Origin of the sequence: Streptomyces sp. NBC_01669, from assembly GCF_026339735.1 — a bacterium.
Taxonomy (GTDB): Bacteria; Actinomycetota; Actinomycetes; order Streptomycetales; family Streptomycetaceae; genus Streptomyces; species Streptomyces yanii.
The window spans coordinates 625427-644212 of record NZ_JAPEQG010000002.1; the positions used below are offsets into that span (position 1 = coordinate 625427).

21 protein-coding genes and 1 pseudogene are annotated in these 18786 nt (G+C 68.3%); 12 read left to right on the forward strand and 10 right to left on the reverse strand.

Annotated elements, in window-relative coordinates; translation table 11 throughout:
- The first annotated feature begins 394 nt into the window (after positions 1-394).
- The gene (locus tag OG972_RS43755; RefSeq protein ID WP_266992045.1) at positions 395-1150 is read left to right on the forward strand and encodes a hypothetical protein; all 756 of its coding nucleotides are present in this window, start codon (positions 395-397) and stop codon (positions 1148-1150) included.
- A gap of 45 nt (positions 1151-1195) precedes the next feature.
- Here OG972_RS43755 and OG972_RS43760 read toward each other — a convergent pair whose 3' ends face one another.
- From OG972_RS43760 to OG972_RS43780, 5 genes are all read right to left on the reverse strand, one after another.
- On the reverse strand, positions 1196-1324 hold the full coding sequence (locus OG972_RS43760) for a hypothetical protein (protein ID WP_266993066.1): 129 nt from the start codon (positions 1322-1324) through the stop codon (positions 1196-1198).
- A gap of 116 nt (positions 1325-1440) precedes the next feature.
- Positions 1441-2022 carry a TIGR00730 family Rossman fold protein gene (locus OG972_RS43765; protein ID WP_266992047.1) on the reverse strand — a complete coding sequence of 194 codons (582 nt, stop codon included), beginning with the start codon at positions 2020-2022 and terminating at the stop codon, positions 1441-1443.
- A gap of 218 nt (positions 2023-2240) precedes the next feature.
- Positions 2241-3704, reverse strand: coding sequence for a hypothetical protein (locus tag OG972_RS43770; protein WP_266992049.1), 1464 nt, complete (start codon positions 3702-3704; stop codon positions 2241-2243).
- On the reverse strand, positions 3701-4027 hold the full coding sequence (locus tag OG972_RS43775; protein WP_266992051.1) for a helix-turn-helix transcriptional regulator: 327 nt from the start codon (positions 4025-4027) through the stop codon (positions 3701-3703). Before OG972_RS43775 ends, OG972_RS43770 begins: the two co-directional genes overlap by 4 nt.
- On the reverse strand, positions 4024-5157 hold the full coding sequence (locus OG972_RS43780; RefSeq protein WP_266992053.1) for a site-specific integrase: 1134 nt from the start codon (positions 5155-5157) through the stop codon (positions 4024-4026). The genes OG972_RS43775 and OG972_RS43780 overlap by 4 nt, the downstream gene beginning before the upstream one ends.
- 389 nt (positions 5158-5546) lie before the next feature.
- On the opposite strand from OG972_RS43780, the gene OG972_RS43785 reads away from it, so the two are divergent.
- The 4 genes from OG972_RS43785 to OG972_RS43800 all read left to right on the forward strand — a co-directional run bounded on the left by OG972_RS43785 (position 5547) and on the right by OG972_RS43800 (position 7971).
- Complete coding sequence (locus OG972_RS43785; RefSeq protein ID WP_266992055.1) at positions 5547-5843, forward strand: DUF6225 family protein; 297 nt, start codon at positions 5547-5549, stop codon at positions 5841-5843.
- A gap of 227 nt (positions 5844-6070) precedes the next feature.
- Positions 6071-6367 (forward strand): transposase, encoded by a 297-nt coding sequence (locus tag OG972_RS43790; RefSeq protein ID WP_266991198.1) that lies wholly within the window; start codon positions 6071-6073, stop codon positions 6365-6367.
- 29 nt (positions 6368-6396) lie between these two features.
- Complete coding sequence (locus OG972_RS43795) at positions 6397-7296, forward strand: IS3 family transposase (RefSeq protein ID WP_266992057.1); 900 nt, start codon at positions 6397-6399, stop codon at positions 7294-7296.
- 249 nt (positions 7297-7545) lie between these two features.
- A complete protein-coding gene (locus OG972_RS43800; protein ID WP_266992059.1) occupies positions 7546-7971 on the forward strand; it encodes a hypothetical protein in 426 nt (141 codons plus the stop codon).
- 261 nt (positions 7972-8232) lie between these two features.
- On the opposite strand, the gene OG972_RS43805 is transcribed toward OG972_RS43800, so the two are convergent.
- From OG972_RS43805 to OG972_RS43815, 3 genes are all read right to left on the reverse strand, one after another.
- A complete protein-coding gene (locus tag OG972_RS43805) occupies positions 8233-9000 on the reverse strand; it encodes a dienelactone hydrolase family protein (RefSeq protein WP_014173938.1) in 768 nt (255 codons plus the stop codon).
- A gap of 243 nt (positions 9001-9243) precedes the next feature.
- Positions 9244-9522, reverse strand: a complete 279-nt coding sequence (locus OG972_RS43810) for a hypothetical protein (protein WP_266992062.1) — start codon at positions 9520-9522, stop codon at positions 9244-9246.
- The gene (locus OG972_RS43815; protein ID WP_266992064.1) at positions 9519-10763 is read right to left on the reverse strand and encodes an IS110 family transposase; all 1245 of its coding nucleotides are present in this window, start codon (positions 10761-10763) and stop codon (positions 9519-9521) included. Before OG972_RS43815 ends, OG972_RS43810 begins: the two co-directional genes overlap by 4 nt.
- A gap of 391 nt (positions 10764-11154) precedes the next feature.
- Here OG972_RS43815 and OG972_RS43820 point away from each other — a divergent pair.
- The 4 genes and pseudogenes from OG972_RS43820 to OG972_RS43835 form a co-directional block, all read left to right on the forward strand.
- Positions 11155-11574: pseudogene (locus OG972_RS43820) on the forward strand (transposase); the annotation flags it as partial.
- Between the two features lie 157 nt (positions 11575-11731).
- A complete protein-coding gene (locus OG972_RS43825) occupies positions 11732-12094 on the forward strand; it encodes a MarR family winged helix-turn-helix transcriptional regulator (protein WP_014173936.1) in 363 nt (120 codons plus the stop codon).
- A complete protein-coding gene (locus OG972_RS43830) occupies positions 12091-13524 on the forward strand; it encodes an MFS transporter (protein WP_266992068.1) in 1434 nt (477 codons plus the stop codon). The genes OG972_RS43825 and OG972_RS43830 overlap by 4 nt, the downstream gene beginning before the upstream one ends.
- A 33-nt stretch (positions 13525-13557) precedes the next feature.
- The gene (locus OG972_RS43835; protein ID WP_059130497.1) at positions 13558-13851 is read left to right on the forward strand and encodes a DUF1330 domain-containing protein; all 294 of its coding nucleotides are present in this window, start codon (positions 13558-13560) and stop codon (positions 13849-13851) included.
- Between the two features lie 94 nt (positions 13852-13945).
- On the opposite strand, the gene OG972_RS43840 is transcribed toward OG972_RS43835, so the two are convergent.
- Positions 13946-14737 carry a Tn3 family transposase gene (locus OG972_RS43840; protein ID WP_266992073.1) on the reverse strand — a complete coding sequence of 264 codons (792 nt, stop codon included), beginning with the start codon at positions 14735-14737 and terminating at the stop codon, positions 13946-13948.
- A 145-nt stretch (positions 14738-14882) separates the two neighbouring features.
- Between OG972_RS43840 and OG972_RS43845 the strand changes: the two genes are divergently transcribed.
- On the forward strand, positions 14883-15701 hold the full coding sequence (locus OG972_RS43845; RefSeq protein ID WP_266992075.1) for a hypothetical protein: 819 nt from the start codon (positions 14883-14885) through the stop codon (positions 15699-15701).
- 160 nt (positions 15702-15861) lie between these two features.
- Positions 15862-16791 carry a transposase gene (locus OG972_RS43850; protein WP_266992077.1) on the forward strand — a complete coding sequence of 310 codons (930 nt, stop codon included), beginning with the start codon at positions 15862-15864 and terminating at the stop codon, positions 16789-16791.
- Positions 16792-16983: 192 nt separating this feature from the next.
- On the opposite strand, the gene OG972_RS43855 is transcribed toward OG972_RS43850, so the two are convergent.
- Complete coding sequence (locus tag OG972_RS43855) at positions 16984-18396, reverse strand: IS1380 family transposase (RefSeq protein WP_266992079.1); 1413 nt, start codon at positions 18394-18396, stop codon at positions 16984-16986.
- Positions 18397-18398: 2 nt separating this feature from the next.
- Between OG972_RS43855 and OG972_RS43860 the strand changes: the two genes are divergently transcribed.
- Positions 18399-18770, forward strand: coding sequence for a transposase (locus tag OG972_RS43860; protein WP_266992081.1), 372 nt, complete (start codon positions 18399-18401; stop codon positions 18768-18770).
- The last annotated feature ends 16 nt before the right edge of the window (positions 18771-18786 follow it).

The following is an 18786-nucleotide window of genomic DNA, read 5'->3' on the forward strand; positions in this document are numbered from 1 at the left end:
TTGTCGCCCATGGGACCCCGCTAGGACTGGCAGCGCTGACACCCGCCAGAGTTGTCGGCTTCCGCCTGACCCAGTCATCTGCTTCGGCCGACCGCACGTGCGAGCCGTCCGACCCAACTGCTCGCCTCCAGGCCGGCGGATGCGGCCCGGCGGGCAGTGTCACTAGCCCGTGCTTGACTGCCTGGTCATGGACGAACAGGAGTTGCTCGCGGGTATTCATGCCCTGGTCGCGCGGGGCCGACAGGGCCTGGTGTGCGACCAGGCCGGTCATGGAACAGGGCACATGTGCCTGACGCCCGATGACGACATCTACCTGCCCGCCTTCGGCCAGGTACTTAGCGGCCGGTACGGGCGGCCACGCAACCTTGCCACAGGCGAGTTTGTCGATCCGCCCTTGACCGAACGCACCGGAAAACCGCTCCTCGCCCCCTTTGGGAAGCGACTCGTTGAGATGCGCGCGTGGACCTACGCCGACCGATGGATCGGCTGCGGAACGGTACGGACCGGCGGCGATATGCAGCCGGTTGTGCTCGTCGCCGAGCGGCCGATGGGGAAGCCGGACGTCGCCGAGCGGGCCACGGGGAAGCCGGACGGGCTGCCGGAGGACGCGTCCTGGGTGGACGCTGTCGTCGCCGTCACCGGATGGTCACCGGACCGGGGCGACGTTGTCGACTGGACGACGGCCGAGAATCGGCTCGGAACAGCCTTGCCCGGTGACTACAAGAGACTGGTCGAGCTGTTCGGGTATGGAGCATTCGACGACTATCTCAGTCTCCTGCTCGCCGGCGGGCCGCCCGGGAGCCTCGACATCGTCGAGTTCAACGAGTTCTGGGCTCGGTGCGCCGCAACTGACGGCGACGGCCCGTGGAACCCGTACCGTCTGTATCCAGCCCCCGGTGGGTTGCTGCAGTGGGCGAGCACCGAACAAAGGACCTCCTTCTATTGGCTCACGGAGGGCGCTGACCCTGACCGGTGGCCCATCCTCGTCACAGACGACGCCTACATCTCTTGGGACCGCTTCGACGGCTCGACCGCGGAGTTCATCTACCGTCTGCTCACCGACCCGCTGCACCCTCACTCGACCGCTCGCTACTTCGACAGCCACTGGTTCATGGCCTACGAGAGCCCCAACCAGGACGGCGATCAATGACATAGCCTGACAACCGGATCGTGTCCCTTGGCGTGGCGTAGCCGATCAATCGTCGGTTGTGTTGGTGGTGTTGGGTAGTGCGGGGGCGCTTTCATCGGGCTCGGTGGGGTAGATCTGGTCCATGCTGGCCTCGGGTAGGTAGCGGCGGGGGAAGGCGATCCACTCATCGTGCATCTCGAAGAGCACGGCAGTGACCAGCCGCGGGTACCGAACAGAGCGACCTGCTGCGCCGTGACGTCCTCGCGCAGAGCTGATACCAGGCACGCCTTGGACGTACGCGGTACTCCTGATCAGCCTCCGTGCGCGGGCTGCGGGACGCTGCGCAGCCGCTCCTCCAGCGCGTCCAGCAGACCGGGCAGTCCGGGCAGTCCGGGTGCAACGGCGAGGTCGTCCAGAGTGGCCGCGGGGAGGAAGCCGAAGTCGGCGATGCCGCGTAGGGCGTCGACCAGAGGCGTCCAAAAGCCCCCGGCGTCGAGGAGGCCGACCGGCTTGGCGTGGAAGCCCAGCTGGCGCCACGACCACACCTCGAAGATCTCCTCCAGCGTGCCGAGCCCGCCCGGCAGAGCGACGAAGGCGTCGGCGAAATCGGCCATCATCGCCTTGCGCTCGTGCATCGAGTCGCATATGTGCAGCTCCGTCACCTCCTCGTGCGCCCACTCCCGCTCGACCATGCTGCGCGGCATCACGCCGATGACCTCGCCGCCCGCCTTCAGTGCGGCGTCCGCCACCACCCCCATCAGCCCCCTGCGGCCGCCGCCGTAGACAACGCCGATCCCGCGCCGGGCCAGCTCCGCACCCACACTGGCGGCCAGCTCCGCGTACGCCGGGTCCTTTCCGTCGGACGAAGCGAGAAAGACGGCAAGACGGCGCATGGGAACCTCCGGGACAGCTGTGACGGAGCCACCCGCTGTACCACAGGCGCGCTGGCGCTGACCAAGGGTTTCCCGCGCGAGACGGTCCGCGGGACGACTCGCAGGCCCCCTGGGTCGGCAGTCGTCCCGCCGTCAAAAGAAGCGACCTCTAGGGGTATGAAACTGGCGACCTCGCGTAATCGGGAGTCGTGTATTCCTGAGCCGGTGAGGGCTTGTGTTCACCGTGAGTGGTCGCCGGGTGCATAGTGCCGCCAGGTTCCTCCGGCTTCGGCTGCGAGTTGGGCGGTGGTGTCGTCGTGGTAGCTGAGCATGCGGGCGATGACGGGTGCGGGGGCTTGGAGGACGAGGTGGCGGATCGCCGCCGTGCGTCCTCTCTGGGTGGGGAAGTCCAGGTGGCGAAGTCGGAGTTCGAAGGTGGCCGGGGTCATGGGTTGTCCGGCTCGTCGGCCGGGGAAGAGCCATCGGGCGTCCGGGTTGGACGCGATCATGGTGTTCGGCCGTTGGCCCAGGTAGCCCAGCAGCATTCCGGCGAAAGGGGCCGGGACGGGCGAAGGTGGGTCGCCGAGCCGGACCAGGACCTCACCGTCTTCTTGGAGGACATCGTCGATGGTGAGTCGGGCGATGCGGGTAAGTGGCTGCGCGTAGAGAAGGACGAGCACGGCGGCCACGCGGTCCTGGAGCGGCATGTCTTCGCGGGTCACGAGCTGTCGCAGCAGCGTGAGCCGTTGGTGCTGGGCGAGTGGGGCGGGGTTGCTCGTGGAGCGGTGCGGGACTGCGACTTTCGGCATGTGTTTGGACCGCATTGCCCACCGTAAGAAGGCGTGGGTGAGGCGCCGGGCGACGTAGCCGCCCGCGTACCAGGCATCGACATCGGCCTGGGTGCAGTCGGTGAGGGCCCGTCCACGCTCGGCAAGGTGATCGAGGAAGGCGGTCGCGAGGTGGATTTCGCTGCGGGCCTGCTGGATCTGCTTGCCGGTGAGTGGAACGCGGTCAGACAGGGTGTTCAGGCGGCGCTGGACGTGCCAGGTAGCGAAGAGCTCCAGCAGTTGCCGGTACCCGGCGTCAGCGACGGCGGGCAGCTTCTCGGTGAGCCATCGTTGGAACAGCAGCAGGTGCCGGTCGGCCGGTGGCAGGACTCCGGTCTGGATGAGCAGATCACGCAGGTAAGCCACTGAACGCCAGGGGGTGAGCTGGCTCAAGCCCTCGTGAGTGAGCGGGACTTCACCGCAGGCCAGAGCTCGTAGATTCCGCTGGACGTGGGGCTTGCTCGTCCAGGTCAGGGCGCCCTTCGGGCGGCGCGTCTGCCGCAGGGCGTCAAACATCGGAAGCAGCTCGGCGCGGATGGAGCCGGTGCCGCTGTCGAGGAGTTCGTGGAGGCGTTCAGCCAGCACGCATTGGCCGCAGATTCCTCGCCGGTAGCGCCTTGCTTCTCGTCCGCACTGTTCGCAGGTGAAGTCGCCGAGGCCGCCGGCGCAGTCGGTGCAGAGTTTGCCGCCGTCCGGTGCCAGGCCAGGCGTCAGCCGCTCAGCGCCGCAGATGGCGCAGATCCCATAGGTTTCCAGCGCGTGGTCGTAGCAGGCAGCGCAGAGGTAGCCCTCGGGCCAGTGGGCCGTCCCGAGGCGGACGGCTCGGTGGCAGCGAGCGCAGAACAGATCCTCGGCGCGGACGCGGGTGCGGCTCATCCTTCCGGCCGAATGCGGGCGCGCTTGGGACGGACCGCCGACAGGTCGACCACCGCGTCGCCGGTGGCGACCTTGCGGACGGCGGCGTTCTCCGCCTTGGTGGCGATCAGGTCGGCCGGGGTGCAATCGAAGGTGTCGCAGAGCGCGGCCAGTACTGGCAGCGACAGCCGCTCGGGGGTGCCGGTGACCAAGCGGTGAACCTGGGAGATCGAGAGGTTGATGCCGCGCTCGGCGAGCGGCGGGGCGAGCTCGCTGGTGGTGAACATCCCCGCGGCGGCCATCCGCTCGCGCAGCCGCCACTGGTAACTGACCTGGCGTTTCATCGGGCCCTCCTCGCGGGCTTGAGCGCGGCCTCGATGGTGGCGTCCAGGGCCCGCCGCAGGGTGCGGGTGCGGAAGTCGGAGGACACGCAGGTGTAGATGGAAGTGGTGGACGCGTGGTCGTGGCCGGCCTGCTGCTGGACGAACAGCGGGTCCCAGCCGTCCTCGATCAGGTGGGTGACGTACGACCTTCGCAGCGAATGGAAGTCCAGGACCGGGTCCAGCCCAAGGTCGTCGCGGTAGGTGGCGAAGCGGGAGTCCAGCCGTTGCAGGCCGACCCGCTGGCCGCGTTCGGACGGCCATAGGGCGGGGCCGTCCGCGTGGCGCATGGCGGGCCTCACCTCGCTGACCCACTGGTCAAGGATCTCGGCCGACCAGTCCCACACGGTCAGCACGCTGCGGCGCTTGGGGGGCGAGCCCTTCTTCGCCTTGCCGTGGCGGACGTAGCAGACGCCGTACTCGCCGAACTCCGTCCCTTCGGGGTTGCGGCCGAAGTCGGCGAGATCCAGCATCCGCGTCTCGTTGCGCCGCAGCCCGAAGGCGTACGCGGTCTTGAACAGCATCGCGTCACGGAAGGCGGGCAGCCATCCCTTGCGGCCGCGTCCGCGGACCCTGCTCACCTCGTCGTCGGCGTGGTCGAAGAACGCCTGCAACTCGTCCCGGGTGAAGGCCCGTTTCGGGGACTCGGCCTCGCACTCCTGCATGTGCACGGCGGTGTTCCACTCGTGACACACCTGGATCGGATGAGTACCGAAACGGCGTTCACACTCGGCGGCCCAGCCGTAGGCCGGGGCGGTGGCGTAGTCGCAGAACAGCCGCACCGCCTCCTGGTAGCCGCGCAGCGTTGAGCGGACGCAGCCCCGGACAGCCCGCAGGTCGCCGAACCACTCGTCCGCCAACGGCGAGGACCAGTTCCACGGAAAGGCGTCCGCGTGCGCGGCGAACGCCCGCACCTTCCGCTCACGGCCGTTGATCGTCGACAGCGCGAGGTTCCGGGCCAGTTGCTGGTTGCGCCAGCCGTCCAGCATCGCCTCGAAGACCTGCTCCTCCGGCCGCAACAGCGGTACCCCGTCGGCCAGATGCAGCCGCGCGGTCCCTGGCGCCGTCCCGTTCCCGCCTGCCAAATTCGTCACGCTCCGTAGATCGCATCTAGCGCGAGAATCTCGCATCGGATGCGAAGTCCGGAGAGGAACGGCAGGTCAGCCATCCGATCGAGTGAAGTGGAACGACACAGGCCCGGCCGTCGGCTACCGTCGCGGCAGGCATGCAGTGGGCGTTCTCTCCGCTGATCAGCGGCTTCCCGGTGTCCGCTCGGTCAATGCAGCGCAAGAGGGCGCCAGTTCGCATCAGATGCGATTCGCGCCGGTTCCGGAATACGAGCGGAACGTGCCACGGCCGCACGATGGCTGCCTCGCGGGGTTACTAGTGCCGCATCAGGCAACGTTCGCCCTGTTTACGCGGCGGCTGGGCGCAAGGTGATCAACGTGGTTGATCAAAGACGCTTGCTTCTATCCTGTGCGGCATGGCTGATGACGTGGGGGTAGAGCGCTACCGGCATGAGACCGTGGAGCTGACAGTGGGGGAACTACGCGAAGCTCTCAACGGATTGCCGGCCGAGACTCCGGTGCGGATCGACGTGCCGCTGCGTCCCAGGTCAGGTGAGATGCGCGACTCGGTCGACTCGGGTGGCAGCCACTTTGTGGTAAGCGGAGTTGTACTTCATGACGCGGAGTACCTCAGGCAGGACGAAGTCGTGCTGCAAGCGGACTTCTCCTCGGAGTGGTACGTCCGCCCGGTCGAGCCGAGTGCCGAGGAGTGACCTCGCCCCGCACGCAATGGCAGCTCAGGCGACGTTTGCCCGGGCGACCACCTCGCGTAGACGCTCGTCCCGCGCCCTTGGTGACCTTGGTCCGCAGGCGTACGGTCGCGAACGTCGACTCGATGGGGTTCGTGGTCCGCAGGTGGATCCAGTGCTCGGCGGGGAAGTCGAAGAATGACCATCCCCTCGTAGCGTAGAGACCGTGACTGTAGGGGAAGTTGGGGGTCATGGCAGAGAAGCGACGGAAGTTCGACGCGGAGTTCCGTGAGGGGGCTGTGCGGATCGTCTCCGAGACCGGTCGGCCGATCGCGCAGGTCGCGAAGGACCTGGGGATCAACGAGACCACCCTGAGCACCTGGGTGTCGAGGGCGAAGAAGGCCGGCGGGGACGGGACGCTGAGCGTGCCCGAGCGTGAGGAACTGGCGCGGCTGCGCAGGCAGGACGCGGAGAAGAACAAGCGGATCAGGGAGCTCGAGATGGAGCGTGACGTCCTCAAACGCTGCATGGTCCTTTGGGTGAAGTAGCTGAGGGGGACCCGGCGTTGCTCGTTGGGGTGATCAGCGACCAGAGGACCGAGTACGACATCCCGCACACCGTCGCCTGCCGCGCTCTCGGGGTATCCGAGGCGTGGTTCTACAAGTGGCGCCGCCGACCGTCCGAGCCCACGAAGCGCGAGGCCAGGAGGAGGCAGCTGGAGGAGAGGATCACGTATTTCTTCCGCGAGTCGGGCGATACCTACGGCTCCCCGCGGGTCACCCTGGACCTGTGGGCCGAGGGCTGGCAGGTCTCGGTGAACACGGTCGCCGAGATCATGGCCGACCTGGGACTGCAGGGCCGTAAGCCGCCCCGCAGGCGACGCTCGCTGACTCGTCAGGGCAAGCGAAGAGCCGCCCCTGACCTGGTGCATCGCCGATTCGACGCGGTCGCACCCGACGTGCTGTGGGTCGGCGACATGACCGAGATCGAGACCGGTGAGGGCAAGCTCTACCTCGCCACGGTCCTGGATCTGTTCTCGCGTCGCCTGCTCGGGTACGCGATGGGATCGCACCACGACGCCGCGCTGGTCGGAGCGTCGCTGCAGATGGCGGTCGCTGTCCGCGGTGGCGATGTGGACGGCGTGATCTTTCACAGTGATCGCGGAAGCGAGTACACCAGCGAGGCGTACAACAACCTGTGCGACAGGCTAGGCGTGGTGCAGTCCATGGGGCGCGTGGGATCAGCCCTGGACAACGCCGCCGCCGAGTCGTTCAACTCGCTGATCAAAGTCGAGTACATCCACCGCCACCAGTTCGCCACCCGCGCCGAGGCCCGGCTGAAGATCGCCACCTGGATCACGGACTTCTACAACCCGCGCCGCCGCCACAGCGGGGCCGCCGGCCTACCGCCAATCGAGTTCGAACGCACCATCAGCGAAGCACGCGCCGAGCACCATCAGAAGGACCAAGCCGCGTAAGGAAGGCCTCTACGTTTCCAGGGGATTGACATCGTCGGCCGCCGCGGCATCGAAGTGGCCGTACAACATCCTCCTGGAGGGCAACAACGCCGCCTTGTTGGGCTAGGCCGTGTCTGACAAATGATCATCTGGCTGGCTCGCGGAGCCGCGTTGTCCGCAGCCTGAAGGCCCAGCAGGTCGCTCGCTGCGGCCAGGCCGGCCGCTCCCCAGCTTTGGGAATCGGGTTTCGGTTGCTGGCAGGATGGCCGGATGGACGACGACACCGCCCCAACCCGGGTCGACGAGGTCAGCCTTCGTGCGGTCTGTCCGCCGGCGGTGAGCGAGGCGCTCAAGCGGCTCGCCGCGGCCACCCGCCAGGACACCGCAGAGTTCGAGCAGGCGCTGTTTGGCCTGGCGCTGCTGTGCGCGGAGGCACCTGTTGAGGCCCTGGAACTACTTGTCGCGGCTACTGCGGCACAGGATGCGATGTTGCGGCGCGCAGGGATCGAGGGCCTCGGCATCTTCGGCCCCGACGCCGTGGCGCACGCGCCGATCATCGCCGCCGCGCTCTCCGACCCGGATCCCGATGTGCGGGCGGCAGCGCAAGTTTGTCTCAAAGCCGTACTCAGGCGGAACGAGCCCGACGAAGAACTCCGCGCTGCCGTTCGCCGAGCCTCGGCAGCCGGGAGAGGCTAAGGGGGTTCAGCCGAGATACGCGTCAACGGGGCAATGAGTGGATCTTGAATCGGCTTAGTGCATGGTCAGCACGGTGGCGCCGCAGTAAATGCGTACACCTCGCCCCGGCGGCCGGAACGGCCCGCCGCAGGTCGCGGTGATCACGGCCGGGGCTCCGTCGCAGTAAATCCGGTATTTACTGCGGTAGTTGTGAATACGTCTCCGCGATCGAGTAACCGCCCGAATGCGTCTCTGCTGTGCGGACTTGAGGGGAGTGGACTGTCAGTGCCCGGGGCCAGCATGCTTACCTGGGTCATGCCCCAGATCCTCCGTCACGGGCAGGCACTCGGCGAGCAGGTCAACGACGTCGCGCCAGGCTCGCTGCGCGTGCCGTGGGTGGTAGCCGACGCCGGGGACCACGGGGTGGCCGACCGGCGGGTGGTGGAAGGCGTGCAAGGCGCCGCCGTAGACCGCGAGGCGCCAGTCGACGCCCGCGGCCTGCATCTCAGCGGTGAACGCGTTCCGTTGCGCGGGCGGCATGATCGGGTCTTCCGACCCGACCCCGGCCCACACCGGGCAGCGAATGCGCGCCGCCTCGCCCGGTCGGCCCGTGGTCAGTGCGTTGACTGTCCCGATCGCGCGCAGGCTGACGCCGCCGCGCCCGAGTTCCAGCCCGACGGCACCCCCCGTGCCATAGCCGACGGCGGCGATCCGGTCGGGGTCGGTCCGCGGTTCGGTGCGCAACACATCGAGCGCCGCATGGCCGATGCCTCGCATCCGCTCGGGATCAGCGAGCAGCGGCAGGCAACGGGCCAGCATCTCCTCGGGGTCGCCCAAATAGCGCCCGCCATGAAGGTCGAAGGCCAGCGCTATATATCCCAGCTCGGCGAGAGCATCGGCCCGGCGGCGCTCGACGTCGCTGAGCCCCATGCCCTCTGGTCCGAGCAGCACCGCGGGCCGGCGGTCGACACCGGCCGGGAGCGCGAGGTGCCCGATCATCGTCAAACCGTCGGCCGGATACTCGACCGTACGCGTCGTAATCGTCGTCATGAGACTGGACTGTAGTGATCGTCGAGCCCGGTCCGGCCGGTGTTCTGCCGCTGGCAGAACAGCGCGGGTATCCCTCTGAAATACGGCGAGGGCCCACAAGAACCGTCACAAACCCCGCCCCCACGGCAGCGCTATCGGATCACCTGCCCGGGCCACGGTGTTGGAGGCTGACCCTCGCAGCAGGATTCTGGGGTATACCGGCCCGCTCCCGTGAAGGGCGTCACCAGCTAGTTCCCTCACGGCTCAGGCAGCCTGGCCGAGACCGGCGGCGGTCAGGTCCTGCTCGCGCAGCGGGGTGAAGTCGACGTCGAGTTTCGGGTCGTACGCCTCGGGCTGGATGGCGAGTTCGTGGGTGCTGTACTCGCCGAACCGGTTGATGTGTTCGGTCAGGTAAGGCGAGATGTGCGCCAGGTCTTCCGGGTCGGACTCTGACGCGTAAATAACCGCAGGTGGGTGGTATTTCAGGCACGACGGTGATCCCAGCGGGGCCGTTCCCGCCGGGTTTCGTTCCGGTTGGTTCATCCGGTGGCCTCCATGGGGTCGAGGGTGACCCGGTAGCCGAGTTCGTTGAGGCGGGTTACGGCCCGGCGTGCGGCGCGTTCGGGGTCGCGTCGGGTGAAGTAGTCGCCGCCGAGCTCGTGGTAGGGCACGTTGTCGGTGAGCATGTGCCAGATCGCGGTGATGATCGAGTGCTCGACGGCGATGAGTGCCTTCATCGGTCCACGGCGGGCGGTCAGCCGCTTGTAACGCGCCTGGAGGTAGGAGCCCTTGGTGCGTGCGGCGCCGAACGCGGCCATCCCCAGCGCACCCTTGGGATGGGCGTTTCCGGGGCGGACCCGGGTGCTCCTGACCTTGCCGGCCGATTCGTGGTGTCCAGGACACAGTCCGGCCCAGGAGGCGAGGTTCTTGGCCGAGGGGAACCGGGTCATGTCACCCCCGGTCTCGGCCACGATCACCTCGGCCACTGCCCTGTTCACCCCCGGGATCGTGTCCAGCAGGTCCAGTACCGGCCGAAAAGGGGCCATCGCCTCCTCGACGCGCACGGTCAGCTGCTTGATCGCGGAGGTCAGCTGGTCGTACTGGTCGAGGTAGAGGCGGGTCAGGAAGGCGTGGTGCTCGCGGAAGCGGCCGGTCAGCGTCTGGCCCAGCTCGGGAATCTTGCTGCGCATCCGGCGCTTGGCGAGGTCGGCCAGGACCTGCGGGTCGCGCTGGCCGTCGATCAGGGCCTGGAGCATGGCACGGCTGGAGACGCCCATGAGGTCGGAGACGACGGCGGACAGCTTGATGCCGGCGTCCTCCAGGAGCTTCTCCAGTCGCTGCACGACCTGAGCTCGCTCATGGGTCAGCTGGGTGCGGGCTCGCGTAAGGTCCCGCAGCTCGCGGACCGGCTGCGGGGGGACGAACGAGGCCCGTACCAGGCCGTGGGAGCCGAGCTGGGCCAGCCAGGCCGCATCCGAGACGTCGGTCTTGCGGCCGGGCAGGTTCTTCACCTGCCGGGCGTTGACCAGGACGACGTTCAGCTCTTCGGCCAGCAGGTAGTAGAAGGGCTTCCAGTAGTCGCCGGTCGCCTCGATCACCACCAGGGTGACCTCGGCGCCGAGGAGGTGTTCGCGCAGGTCGAGGATGGCGTTGGTGGTGGCGCCGAAGGTCGTGGTCTGGTTCGTGAAGGTTCCCTTGCGGCGGGGGCTGGGGGTGCGTACGCACACCTTGGCGTCCCTCTTGCTGATGTCGATACCGGCGCAGCGTTCGTGCAGGACGTCCATGGCCTCGGCTCCGTTCCCGTTCGGTTCCTCGGATGCGTGGCGCCGCTCCGGGAGGGCCAAGGCAGTGCGAAGAGTCTGACGCGCGTGCTCGTGGCAACACTCCACGGTTCCCGTGGGCGGCCCTCAGTACCATGCTGTCGTGCGAGCTCGAAGGCATCACAGAGTCATCGGTCTCGTCCGGAACGAACAGTTCCACGATCCATACGCGAACGTCTCCAGGGCAGGGCGGACAAGCGATCTGCAGGTGTACGACGGCGCATTTACTGTGCCCCCGGCGCACGGCGAAGCCGCGCTGGATTGCTGTCGGGAATCTTGAGGACGGACAGTCAACGATCGTGACGTTGCGTCAGGCTTGTGGGAGCGTTCTGCCCATGTCCCCCAGGAGCCTGACATGTCCCTCCAGCCCCGTCCCGGAGCCGAGATCCCGGCGCTGACCGTGCGGGTCGCCCGGGCCAGCAACCCTCACGGCACCACTGCGATGTGGATCCGCGACCGCCTCGACGGCCTGTTCAGCGACGAGAACTTCACCGCCTGGTACCCGCGCGACGGCCGCCCCGGGCTCTCGCCCGCGCAGCTGGCCACCGTCTGCGTGCTGCAGTACGCGCTGAACCTGTCGGACCGCCAGGCCGCCGAGGCGGTGCGCTGCCGCATCGACTTCAAGTACGCCCTCGGCCTGGAGCTGGAAGACCCCGGCTTCCACCACAGCGTGCTGTCCGACTTCCGCGACCGGCTCGCCGAGGGCGACCGCGCCGACCGGCTGCTGGGCCTGGCACTGACCCGGATCCGGCGGGCCGGCCTGCTCAAGGGGCGCGCCGCCCGCGCCAGTCGACCATTTCCATAAACTATGAATATAAAAATGCTATGCTTTGAGCATGAGTCGTCAAGACACCGCTCCTGGCGCGTCCGCCGCCATCGGGGCAGCCCTCTACGGCCTGGCCACCAGGGCCGCGAGACGCCTGCCCCGGGACATGAGCCTGACGTCCGCCGCCACCCTGGCCACCCTGGACCGGACCGGCCCGCGGCGCATCACGGATCTGGCCGCGGTCGAGGGCGTCACCCAGCCCGCGATGACCGCCCTGGTCCGGGTGATGGAGGAGTCCGGCCTGGTCGAGCGGCGGGGCGACGCGTCCGACAAGCGGGTCACGCTGGTGTGCCTGACCGAGGCCGGCGCCTCCTATGTCCGGACGCGGCGCCAGGCGGGCGTCCACGCGTTCGAGCGGTTGATCGGCGAGCTCACCGGCGACGAGGTCGAGGCGCTGGTGGCGGCCCTTCCGGCGCTGAAGCATCTGGCAGAGCTCGAAAGCCAGGACCGCGAAGGGCCGAAGCAGTGACCGGGCAGCCGGTCGGCGGGGTCGCGGTGAAGGCGTTCCCGGTGGCGCGTTCCGAGGCGCGGCTGCTGGTCCCCGCCCTGATGTTCATCGCTCTGGTCGTGGCGGCGGTCGCCAGCCTCGGGACGCCGCTCATCACCAGCGTGGCGACCTCGTTCCACGTCTCGCTCGGCAGCGCGCAGTGGACGCTGACCGTCGCGCTGCTCAGCGGCGCCGTCGCCACGCCGGTCCTGGGCCGGCTCGGAGCCGGCCGGCACCGGCGGGCCACGATCCTCGCCACGCTGGCGGTCGTCGTCGCCGGCAGCGCGCTCACCGTACTGCCGCTGCCGTTCGCGTGGCTGCTGGCCGGCAGGGCGGCCCAGGGCGTCGGGCTCGGGCTGACGGCGCTGATGATGGGCGTGGCCCGGGACCACCTCCCCGAGGAGCGCAGCGCGGCCGTGATCGCCCTGATCTCGGTGGTCTCGATCATCGGGGCCGGCGTCGGCTACCCGCTGGCCGCACTGCTCGCCGAGCTCGGCGGGGTACGGGCCGCCTACGGCCTCGGCCTGGTCGTCACCGCCGCCGCCCTCCTGACCGCGTGGCGCTCCATGCCCGAAGCCCCCGAAGGCCGCTCCGCCCACGTGGACGTGGCAGGCGCGGTCGTCCTGGCCGCTGCGCTGCTCCTGGTGCTGTTCCTCGCCGGCGAACGGAATCTGTGGAGCCGGCACCTCGCCGTGGCGGCGGGCCTCGCCGTCGTCGCGGTGGTGCTGCTCTGCGTCTGGGCCGTCATCGAGCTGCGCAGCACGACGCCCCTGGTCGATGTGCGGGCGGTGCGGCACCCGGCGGTCGCCGGGGCGAACCTCGCCATGTTCGTCGGCGGGATCGGCATGTACCTCCTGCTCACGCTCATCACCCGGTACGCGCAGACGCCGCACGGCGCCGGCTACGGCTTCGGGCTGACGACCTTCGTCGCCGGGCTGGTCCTCATCCCGTTCTCGGTGCTGGGGTTCGTCGCCGGCAAGCTCACGCCGCGGGTCCGGACGCGGATCGCCGACCCCCTGCTCCTGGCCGGCAGCGCCGTCGTGGTCGGCGGCGGGTTCGCCCTGTTCGCGGCGGCCCGGTCGGACCTGGCCGAACTGTTCGCGGCGATGGGCGTGCTCGGCTTCGGCGTCGGCGGCTTCTCGGCCGCGATGCCCGGCGTCATCCTGGCCGTCACCCCCAAGAGCGAGACGTCGAGCGCCATGAGCTTCAACTACGTCGTCCGCAGCGTCGGGTACTCCCTGGGCAGCGCCATCGGCGGCCTGATCCTCGCCGCGGGCACCGGCCCCGGCCACCTCTTCCCCGACGACAGCGCCTACACCACCGCGGCGCTGGTCGGCATCGGCGCCATGGCGATCACGACGCTGACAAGCCTCGCTCTCGCCCGCCGACGCTCGTCCGAGACCAACCCGTAAGTCAGATGCACTCATCCCAACACTGGAGGTTCCATGCCCAAGGGCTACTGGGTCAGCGCCTACCGCACCATTTCAGACCCTGAGAAGCTGGCTGCTTACAACAAGCTGGCCGGTCCGGCCGTCGAGGCCGGGGGCGGTCGGATCCTCGCCCGTGGCAGTCGGGTCGTGGCGCATGACGCCGGAATCGCCGAGCGCACCGTCCTGATCGAGTTCGACAGCTTCGAGCAGGCCGTCGCGGCGCACGAGAGTGCGGCCTACCAGGAGGCGCTGGTCGCCCTCTCCGACGGCGTCGAGCGCGACTTCCGCATCGTCGAAGGCATCGACTGACCGAGGTCCAGTCGGATCTTCACTGAAGCAGCAGGATTCTGGGGTATACCGGCCCGCTCCCGTGAAGGGCGTCACCAGCTAGTTCCCTCACGGCTCAGGCAGCCTGGCCGAGACCGGCGGCGGTCAGGTCCTGCTCGCGCAGCGGGGTGAAGTCGACGTCGAGTTTCGGGTCGTACGCCTCGGGCTGGATGCCGAGTTCGTGAGTGCTGTACTCGCCGAACCGGTTGATGTGTTCGGTCAGGTACGGCGAGATGTGCGCCAGGTCTTCCGGGTCGATCTCCCATCCCTCTTCCAGCAGCTGGCGGACGATCTCCGCGATGTCCAGGGCATTGTGGAAGATCACCGCGTTCGTGAGCAGGGCGTTGAACTTCATCGCCTTTTCCTGCTCGATGGGGTCGTTGTCGGCAATGACACCGCGGTTGCCGAAGCCAATCCACTGGGAGAACCGGTTGAACGACTCGACCTTGTTGGCCGCCGCGGTCACCCGTCGGCGAAGCGGCGCATCCGAGAGGTAGCGCAGGAGCTGGACGGTGCGGATCACGCGGCCGACCTCGCGGAAGGCGGCGTAGGTGGCGTTCTTCCTCGACCCCGAGCGCAGGCGCTTGAGCAGTGTGGAGGAGGAGATGGTGCCCTCGCGTACGGAGACGGCCACCCGCATCAGGTGACGGAACTGGGACTCGATCAGGTCGAAGTCAATGACGTGCTTGCCCGGCTCGCCGAACAGGGCGTCGATGTGCACGTACTCGCTCTGCTTGGAAGGCCGGTAGAAGGTCAGTTCCTTCCAGTTCCTGATCCTGGGCATCAAGTCGAAGCCCAGCAGGTGGGCGAGCGCAAAGACAGGGAAGCTCTGGCCCTGCGTATCCGCGTGCACCGTGGTCGGCTGCACCTCGCTGGTGGCGCAGCCCTTCGGCGGTTTTGCCCGCTTCGACCTCGCACTGGCCCACTTTGCGGACCGGTTACCGCTCCACAAAAGCGCAATCGTAGGAAGTGCCGCCCTGGTCAGATGCGCATGCGTTGGTGACGATGCTGGGATGGATTATGAGATTGAGGCAAGTCGGAGCATCGTCTCAGCCTGGAGTGTGGCGCGGCTGCCGTTCGAGCCCAGGGGATGGCAGCGTAGGTTCCGGGGCGAACTGCGACTGGCGCTGCGGGCGCTTGAGCCGGAGGGTGGGCACGGGCTGATAGCTGAGTACGACGCCCCGGACGACGCGTTCGTCGATGTGGAAAACGTTCTGCTGTACAACGTCGGAGCTGGGGCCTATGGGCATCTGCTCGGCCCGGGGCTGGTCTGCCGCCGCGGCAGCAGCACCGACGGTCGGCACCATCTGCGCTACGCCCTCGCCTCGGCCATACCTGATCCCGACCCAGGAGCCACCTGCGTGATCGGTGATCTCGCTGCCGACCTTGGCGACGTGCTCCCGCGGACGCCAGGGGAATGGTGGATGCGACTGCGCCCGAGCACAACGATACGAACCGGAAGGCCTGCGGCCGAGCGAGTGGCAGACTCATTCGTGCTGGACCTGTCCTTGACGGGTCCTGACCTTCCCGGTCGGCGCTCGGCAGGGATCGTCAAGGCCCTACTCGACGGCGTGGTCAGCTGCTTCCACGCCCACGACGCCAGCGCGCCCGACGTGCTCCTTCCACGATTGGCAAGCCTCGCCCTTCCCAACCACGCATGGGATCTCGTCTGTGAGCCATCCACTGCAGTCCTCGGAGTGCGGCCTCTGGTCCGCCCACACGGCAGAGGCATCGCGTGGAACCCGGCAGACGAACGCTGTTACGCCTTCCGCGTCGCCTTCACCTATGGCACCCGGTGGAAAGTGCACGCCCAACTCCGCGTCCACGCATAACCGGGCGGCGAATAGGAGCCTTGACCTCAATTCACCTGCGGTCGTGAATGCGTGATGAGTTGTTGGTCGTCCTGTTTGTTCTGACGGGTGCTCCTTACGGTGTTGTGTACGACAGCGGTTTCGGCTGGTCGGGAACGTGAGGAGAGCCGTACGGGTTGGGATGGTTGTGAAGCGATCCTTGGCCCGTACGGCTCTCTCGCATCGTATCTGCACGGGCATCTCGAGGCGTCGACTCGGGGCGCTCATCGCCGAGTTGGCCTGCCCGTGGATGGCGCGGGAAGAGTCCCGGCTGGGCGAACGCCGAGGCCATGAGCGTCTGCGCGCCGAGGGTGGCGGACCCAGCCATCAACTGGTCTTCACCGACCGGGTGATCGCGACCCTGGTGATCCTGCGGTTCCAGCTTCCGCACGCCGCCCTCGCCGTCTTCTACGGCGTGGACCGCTCCACCGTCACGCGGGCCGTCCATGAGATCCGTCCGCTCCTGGCGGCGCGGGGCTTCGCGGTCCCCGGCGAGGCGGGACTGCGTCTGCACACGCTGGCCGATGTCTTCGCCTACGCCACCGCGAAGGGTGTTGAGCTGCGCCTGGACGGCACCGAGGTACGGGTGCGGCGTCCGAAGGCGGGCCGTCCCGGGCGGCGTGCGTTCGTGTCCGGCAAGATGCGGCAGAACACCAAGAAGGCCACCGTCATCACCGACGGACAGGGCCGCACTCTGTGGACCGGCGCGGTCCGGCCTGGCCGTATGCATGATCAGACGGCGGTCAAGACCGAGGGGATCGAGGCCCTCTTCGAGCAATACCCGCAGGTCAAGGCCAAGGTGGATGCCGGATACCGGGGCCTGGCCAAACGGTTTCCCGACCAGATCCAGGCGCCGCCGAAGAAGCCCGCCAAGGACGCGTCGGCCGAGGAGGTCACCGCCTGGCAGGAGGCCCGCAAGAAGCAATCCTCGGAGCGGATATGCGTCGAGCACGCCAACGCCGAGCACAAGCAGTGGAGGCCCCTCCAGCGGCACCTCGGCCGCCGCGAGTACTACACCGAGACCCATCTGGCCATCGCCGGCCTCGTCTCCGACCGCACCGCAGAGCGGTAATCACCCATCAGCCAACCCGCCAGGCCAGCACGCCCCAACCTCAGCCCGGATCCACCGGCTCACTTCGCGGGTGATCATTTCTGGTGGTCCGGGTCGGTGTGTCCGGCTGCGGGCATGAGGTGGCCGCTGGTCTGCCCAGCATTTCCACGGGTCCACAGCTCTCGGGCCCTCGCGGGCGGGTCGGATGGCGGCTCAGGCAGCCGATGGTGGGGCGTGCACGGTCCTGAACAGGGCCTCGAAGGCGTCCTGGTAGGGCCAGCGTTCGGGCAGGTGGAGGGTGAGGTGTCGAGCCGAACGGGCCAGCCGGGCGGGCACGTTGATCAGACGGTCGCGGATGGTCGCGCAGGTGGCCTTGGCGTGGAAGGTGCCGGCGAGGGTTCCGCAGGCGCGGGTGAGGTTGAAGGCCAACGCGGCCAGCGCCAGCCAGGCGGAGTTCGCCTGGAAGCTCCCCGAGGGGGCGTGCGCGAAGGGGCCGTTCTTCAACTCCGCGATCACCTGTTCCACGATCGCGTGCCGCCGGTGGTCGGCCTCGGCGTCCACCAGCGGCAGGCGGGTGTCGGTGAACGCGGCGTGGTAGCGCCAGGCCGTGAACAGCTCGCCCTGCCCCTCGGGCACCGCCGCCGGGTTCAGGCGCTTGACGCGGCGCACGATCAACCGTGCGGTGACCTGCTGCTTCTTCGGCTTGGAGGCGAACGCGGTGTACTCGACCTCGGCGATCTCGGCGTCGGATATCCAGCGTTCCTCCTCGCTGTCCCACACTGCCTGGGGGTACTTGATCGGCCTCCAGGCGTCCTCGCCGATCGCTGCGATGGCCGCTTTGATCGAGGCGTTCATTCGCACCGTCACGGAGAACCGGACGTCCAGGGCCCGGCAGGCGGCAATCACGTCGGCGGCGTAGTAGGCCGAGTCCGCCCGCACGATCAGCATGCCGGCCACGCCGCAGGCACGGGCGGTGCGGATCGCCTCGGCGGCGAACGAGCCCGCCCCACGCACGGAGTTCACACCGCCCCGGCGCAGGCGGGTGGCGGCGATGACCGGGGCGGCGAGTGGCGTGGAGAGCGTCGCGATCAGCGCGTTCAGGCCCTTGACCTTGTTGTATCCGTAGCCGACGCCCTGCTTGGCATAGCCGTGGGTCGGCTTGATGGTGTCGTCCAGATCGAGGTAGGCGACCGTGTCCATGCCGGGCAGCAGCGGGGTATGTGCGGCCAGGCGTGGCAGGAACCGGCGGAAGACGGCGTGCAGTTGCTTCACGTGCCCGTGGGTGAAGGACCGCAGGAAGCTGCCCAGCGTGGACGGTGCCCGCACCCCGGTGAACAGGCGCTTCATCGCTCCGTGCCGCAGCCGGTCCATGTCATCGATGCTGTCCGCGCCCGCCGCCATCCCGGCGATGAGCGCCATCACCTTGGCCGCGGGGAAGGAACCGGTGCCGTTCTTCGAAGCCGGCAGGCGCACCCGCTCGGCGACCAGGCCGGGAAGCCCGCACCGCTCGGCCAGGCGCACCAGCGGAGCCAGCCCGCCGTACGCGATCAGATTCGGATCATCGAACCGTGCGGAGTGAACCGCCCCGGGTTTGATGGAGACATCGAAGACCCGGAAGGATGCCAATCATGGCTGCTCCCCGTAAGTACCCCGATGAACTGCGCGAGCGTGCGACGCGGTTGGCGATCGAGGCCCGTAAGGACCCGGCTGGCCGGGCCGGTGCGATCAAGCGCGTCGCCGACCAGCTCGACGTGCATCCCGAAGCCCTGCGTGGCTGGGTCAAGCGGGCTGAGACCGACGAAGGCATCGTTCCCGGCACTTCCAGCACCGACGCTGCACGGATCGCTGAGCTGGAGCGGGAGGTGAAGGAACTGCGGCGGGCGAACGCGATATTGAAGTCCGCCTCGGCTTTCTTCGCAGCGGAGCTGTGCGCCACGAGGCGCGATGTTGATCGAGAGGTGGTGAAGGACCACTTCCGTCGGGCCGTCGTAGCGGCCTGATCGAAGCTTGGGGGCA

Excerpts from the sequence above, each read along its gene's own strand:
- OG972_RS43760 (WP_266993066.1), bottom strand. The coding sequence starts at position 1,324 with ATGCACGATGAGTGGATCGCCTTCCCCCGCCGCTACCTACCCGAGGCC.
- OG972_RS43765 (WP_266992047.1), bottom strand. The coding sequence starts at position 2,022 with ATGCGCCGTCTTGCCGTCTTTCTCGCTTCGTCCGACGGAAAGGACCCG.
- OG972_RS43770 (WP_266992049.1), bottom strand. The coding sequence starts at position 3,704 with ATGAGCCGCACCCGCGTCCGCGCCGAGGATCTGTTCTGCGCTCGCTGC.
- OG972_RS43775 (WP_266992051.1), bottom strand. The coding sequence starts at position 4,027 with ATGAAACGCCAGGTCAGTTACCAGTGGCGGCTGCGCGAGCGGATGGCC.
- OG972_RS43785 (WP_266992055.1), top strand. The coding sequence starts at position 5,547 with ATGGCTGATGACGTGGGGGTAGAGCGCTACCGGCATGAGACCGTGGAG.
- OG972_RS43790 (WP_266991198.1), top strand. The coding sequence starts at position 6,071 with ATGGCAGAGAAGCGACGGAAGTTCGACGCGGAGTTCCGTGAGGGGGCT.
- OG972_RS43800 (WP_266992059.1), top strand. The coding sequence starts at position 7,546 with ATGGACGACGACACCGCCCCAACCCGGGTCGACGAGGTCAGCCTTCGT.
- OG972_RS43805 (WP_014173938.1), bottom strand. The coding sequence starts at position 9,000 with ATGACGACGATTACGACGCGTACGGTCGAGTATCCGGCCGACGGTTTG.
- OG972_RS43810 (WP_266992062.1), bottom strand. The coding sequence starts at position 9,522 with ATGAACCAACCGGAACGAAACCCGGCGGGAACGGCCCCGCTGGGATCA.
- OG972_RS43815 (WP_266992064.1), bottom strand. The coding sequence starts at position 10,763 with ATGGACGTCCTGCACGAACGCTGCGCCGGTATCGACATCAGCAAGAGG.
- OG972_RS43825 (WP_014173936.1), top strand. The coding sequence starts at position 11,732 with ATGAGCCTGACGTCCGCCGCCACCCTGGCCACCCTGGACCGGACCGGC.
- OG972_RS43835 (WP_059130497.1), top strand. The coding sequence starts at position 13,558 with ATGCCCAAGGGCTACTGGGTCAGCGCCTACCGCACCATTTCAGACCCT.
- OG972_RS43845 (WP_266992075.1), top strand. The coding sequence starts at position 14,883 with ATGGATTATGAGATTGAGGCAAGTCGGAGCATCGTCTCAGCCTGGAGT.
- OG972_RS43850 (WP_266992077.1), top strand. The coding sequence starts at position 15,862 with ATGGTTGTGAAGCGATCCTTGGCCCGTACGGCTCTCTCGCATCGTATC.
- OG972_RS43860 (WP_266992081.1), top strand. The coding sequence starts at position 18,399 with ATGGCTGCTCCCCGTAAGTACCCCGATGAACTGCGCGAGCGTGCGACG.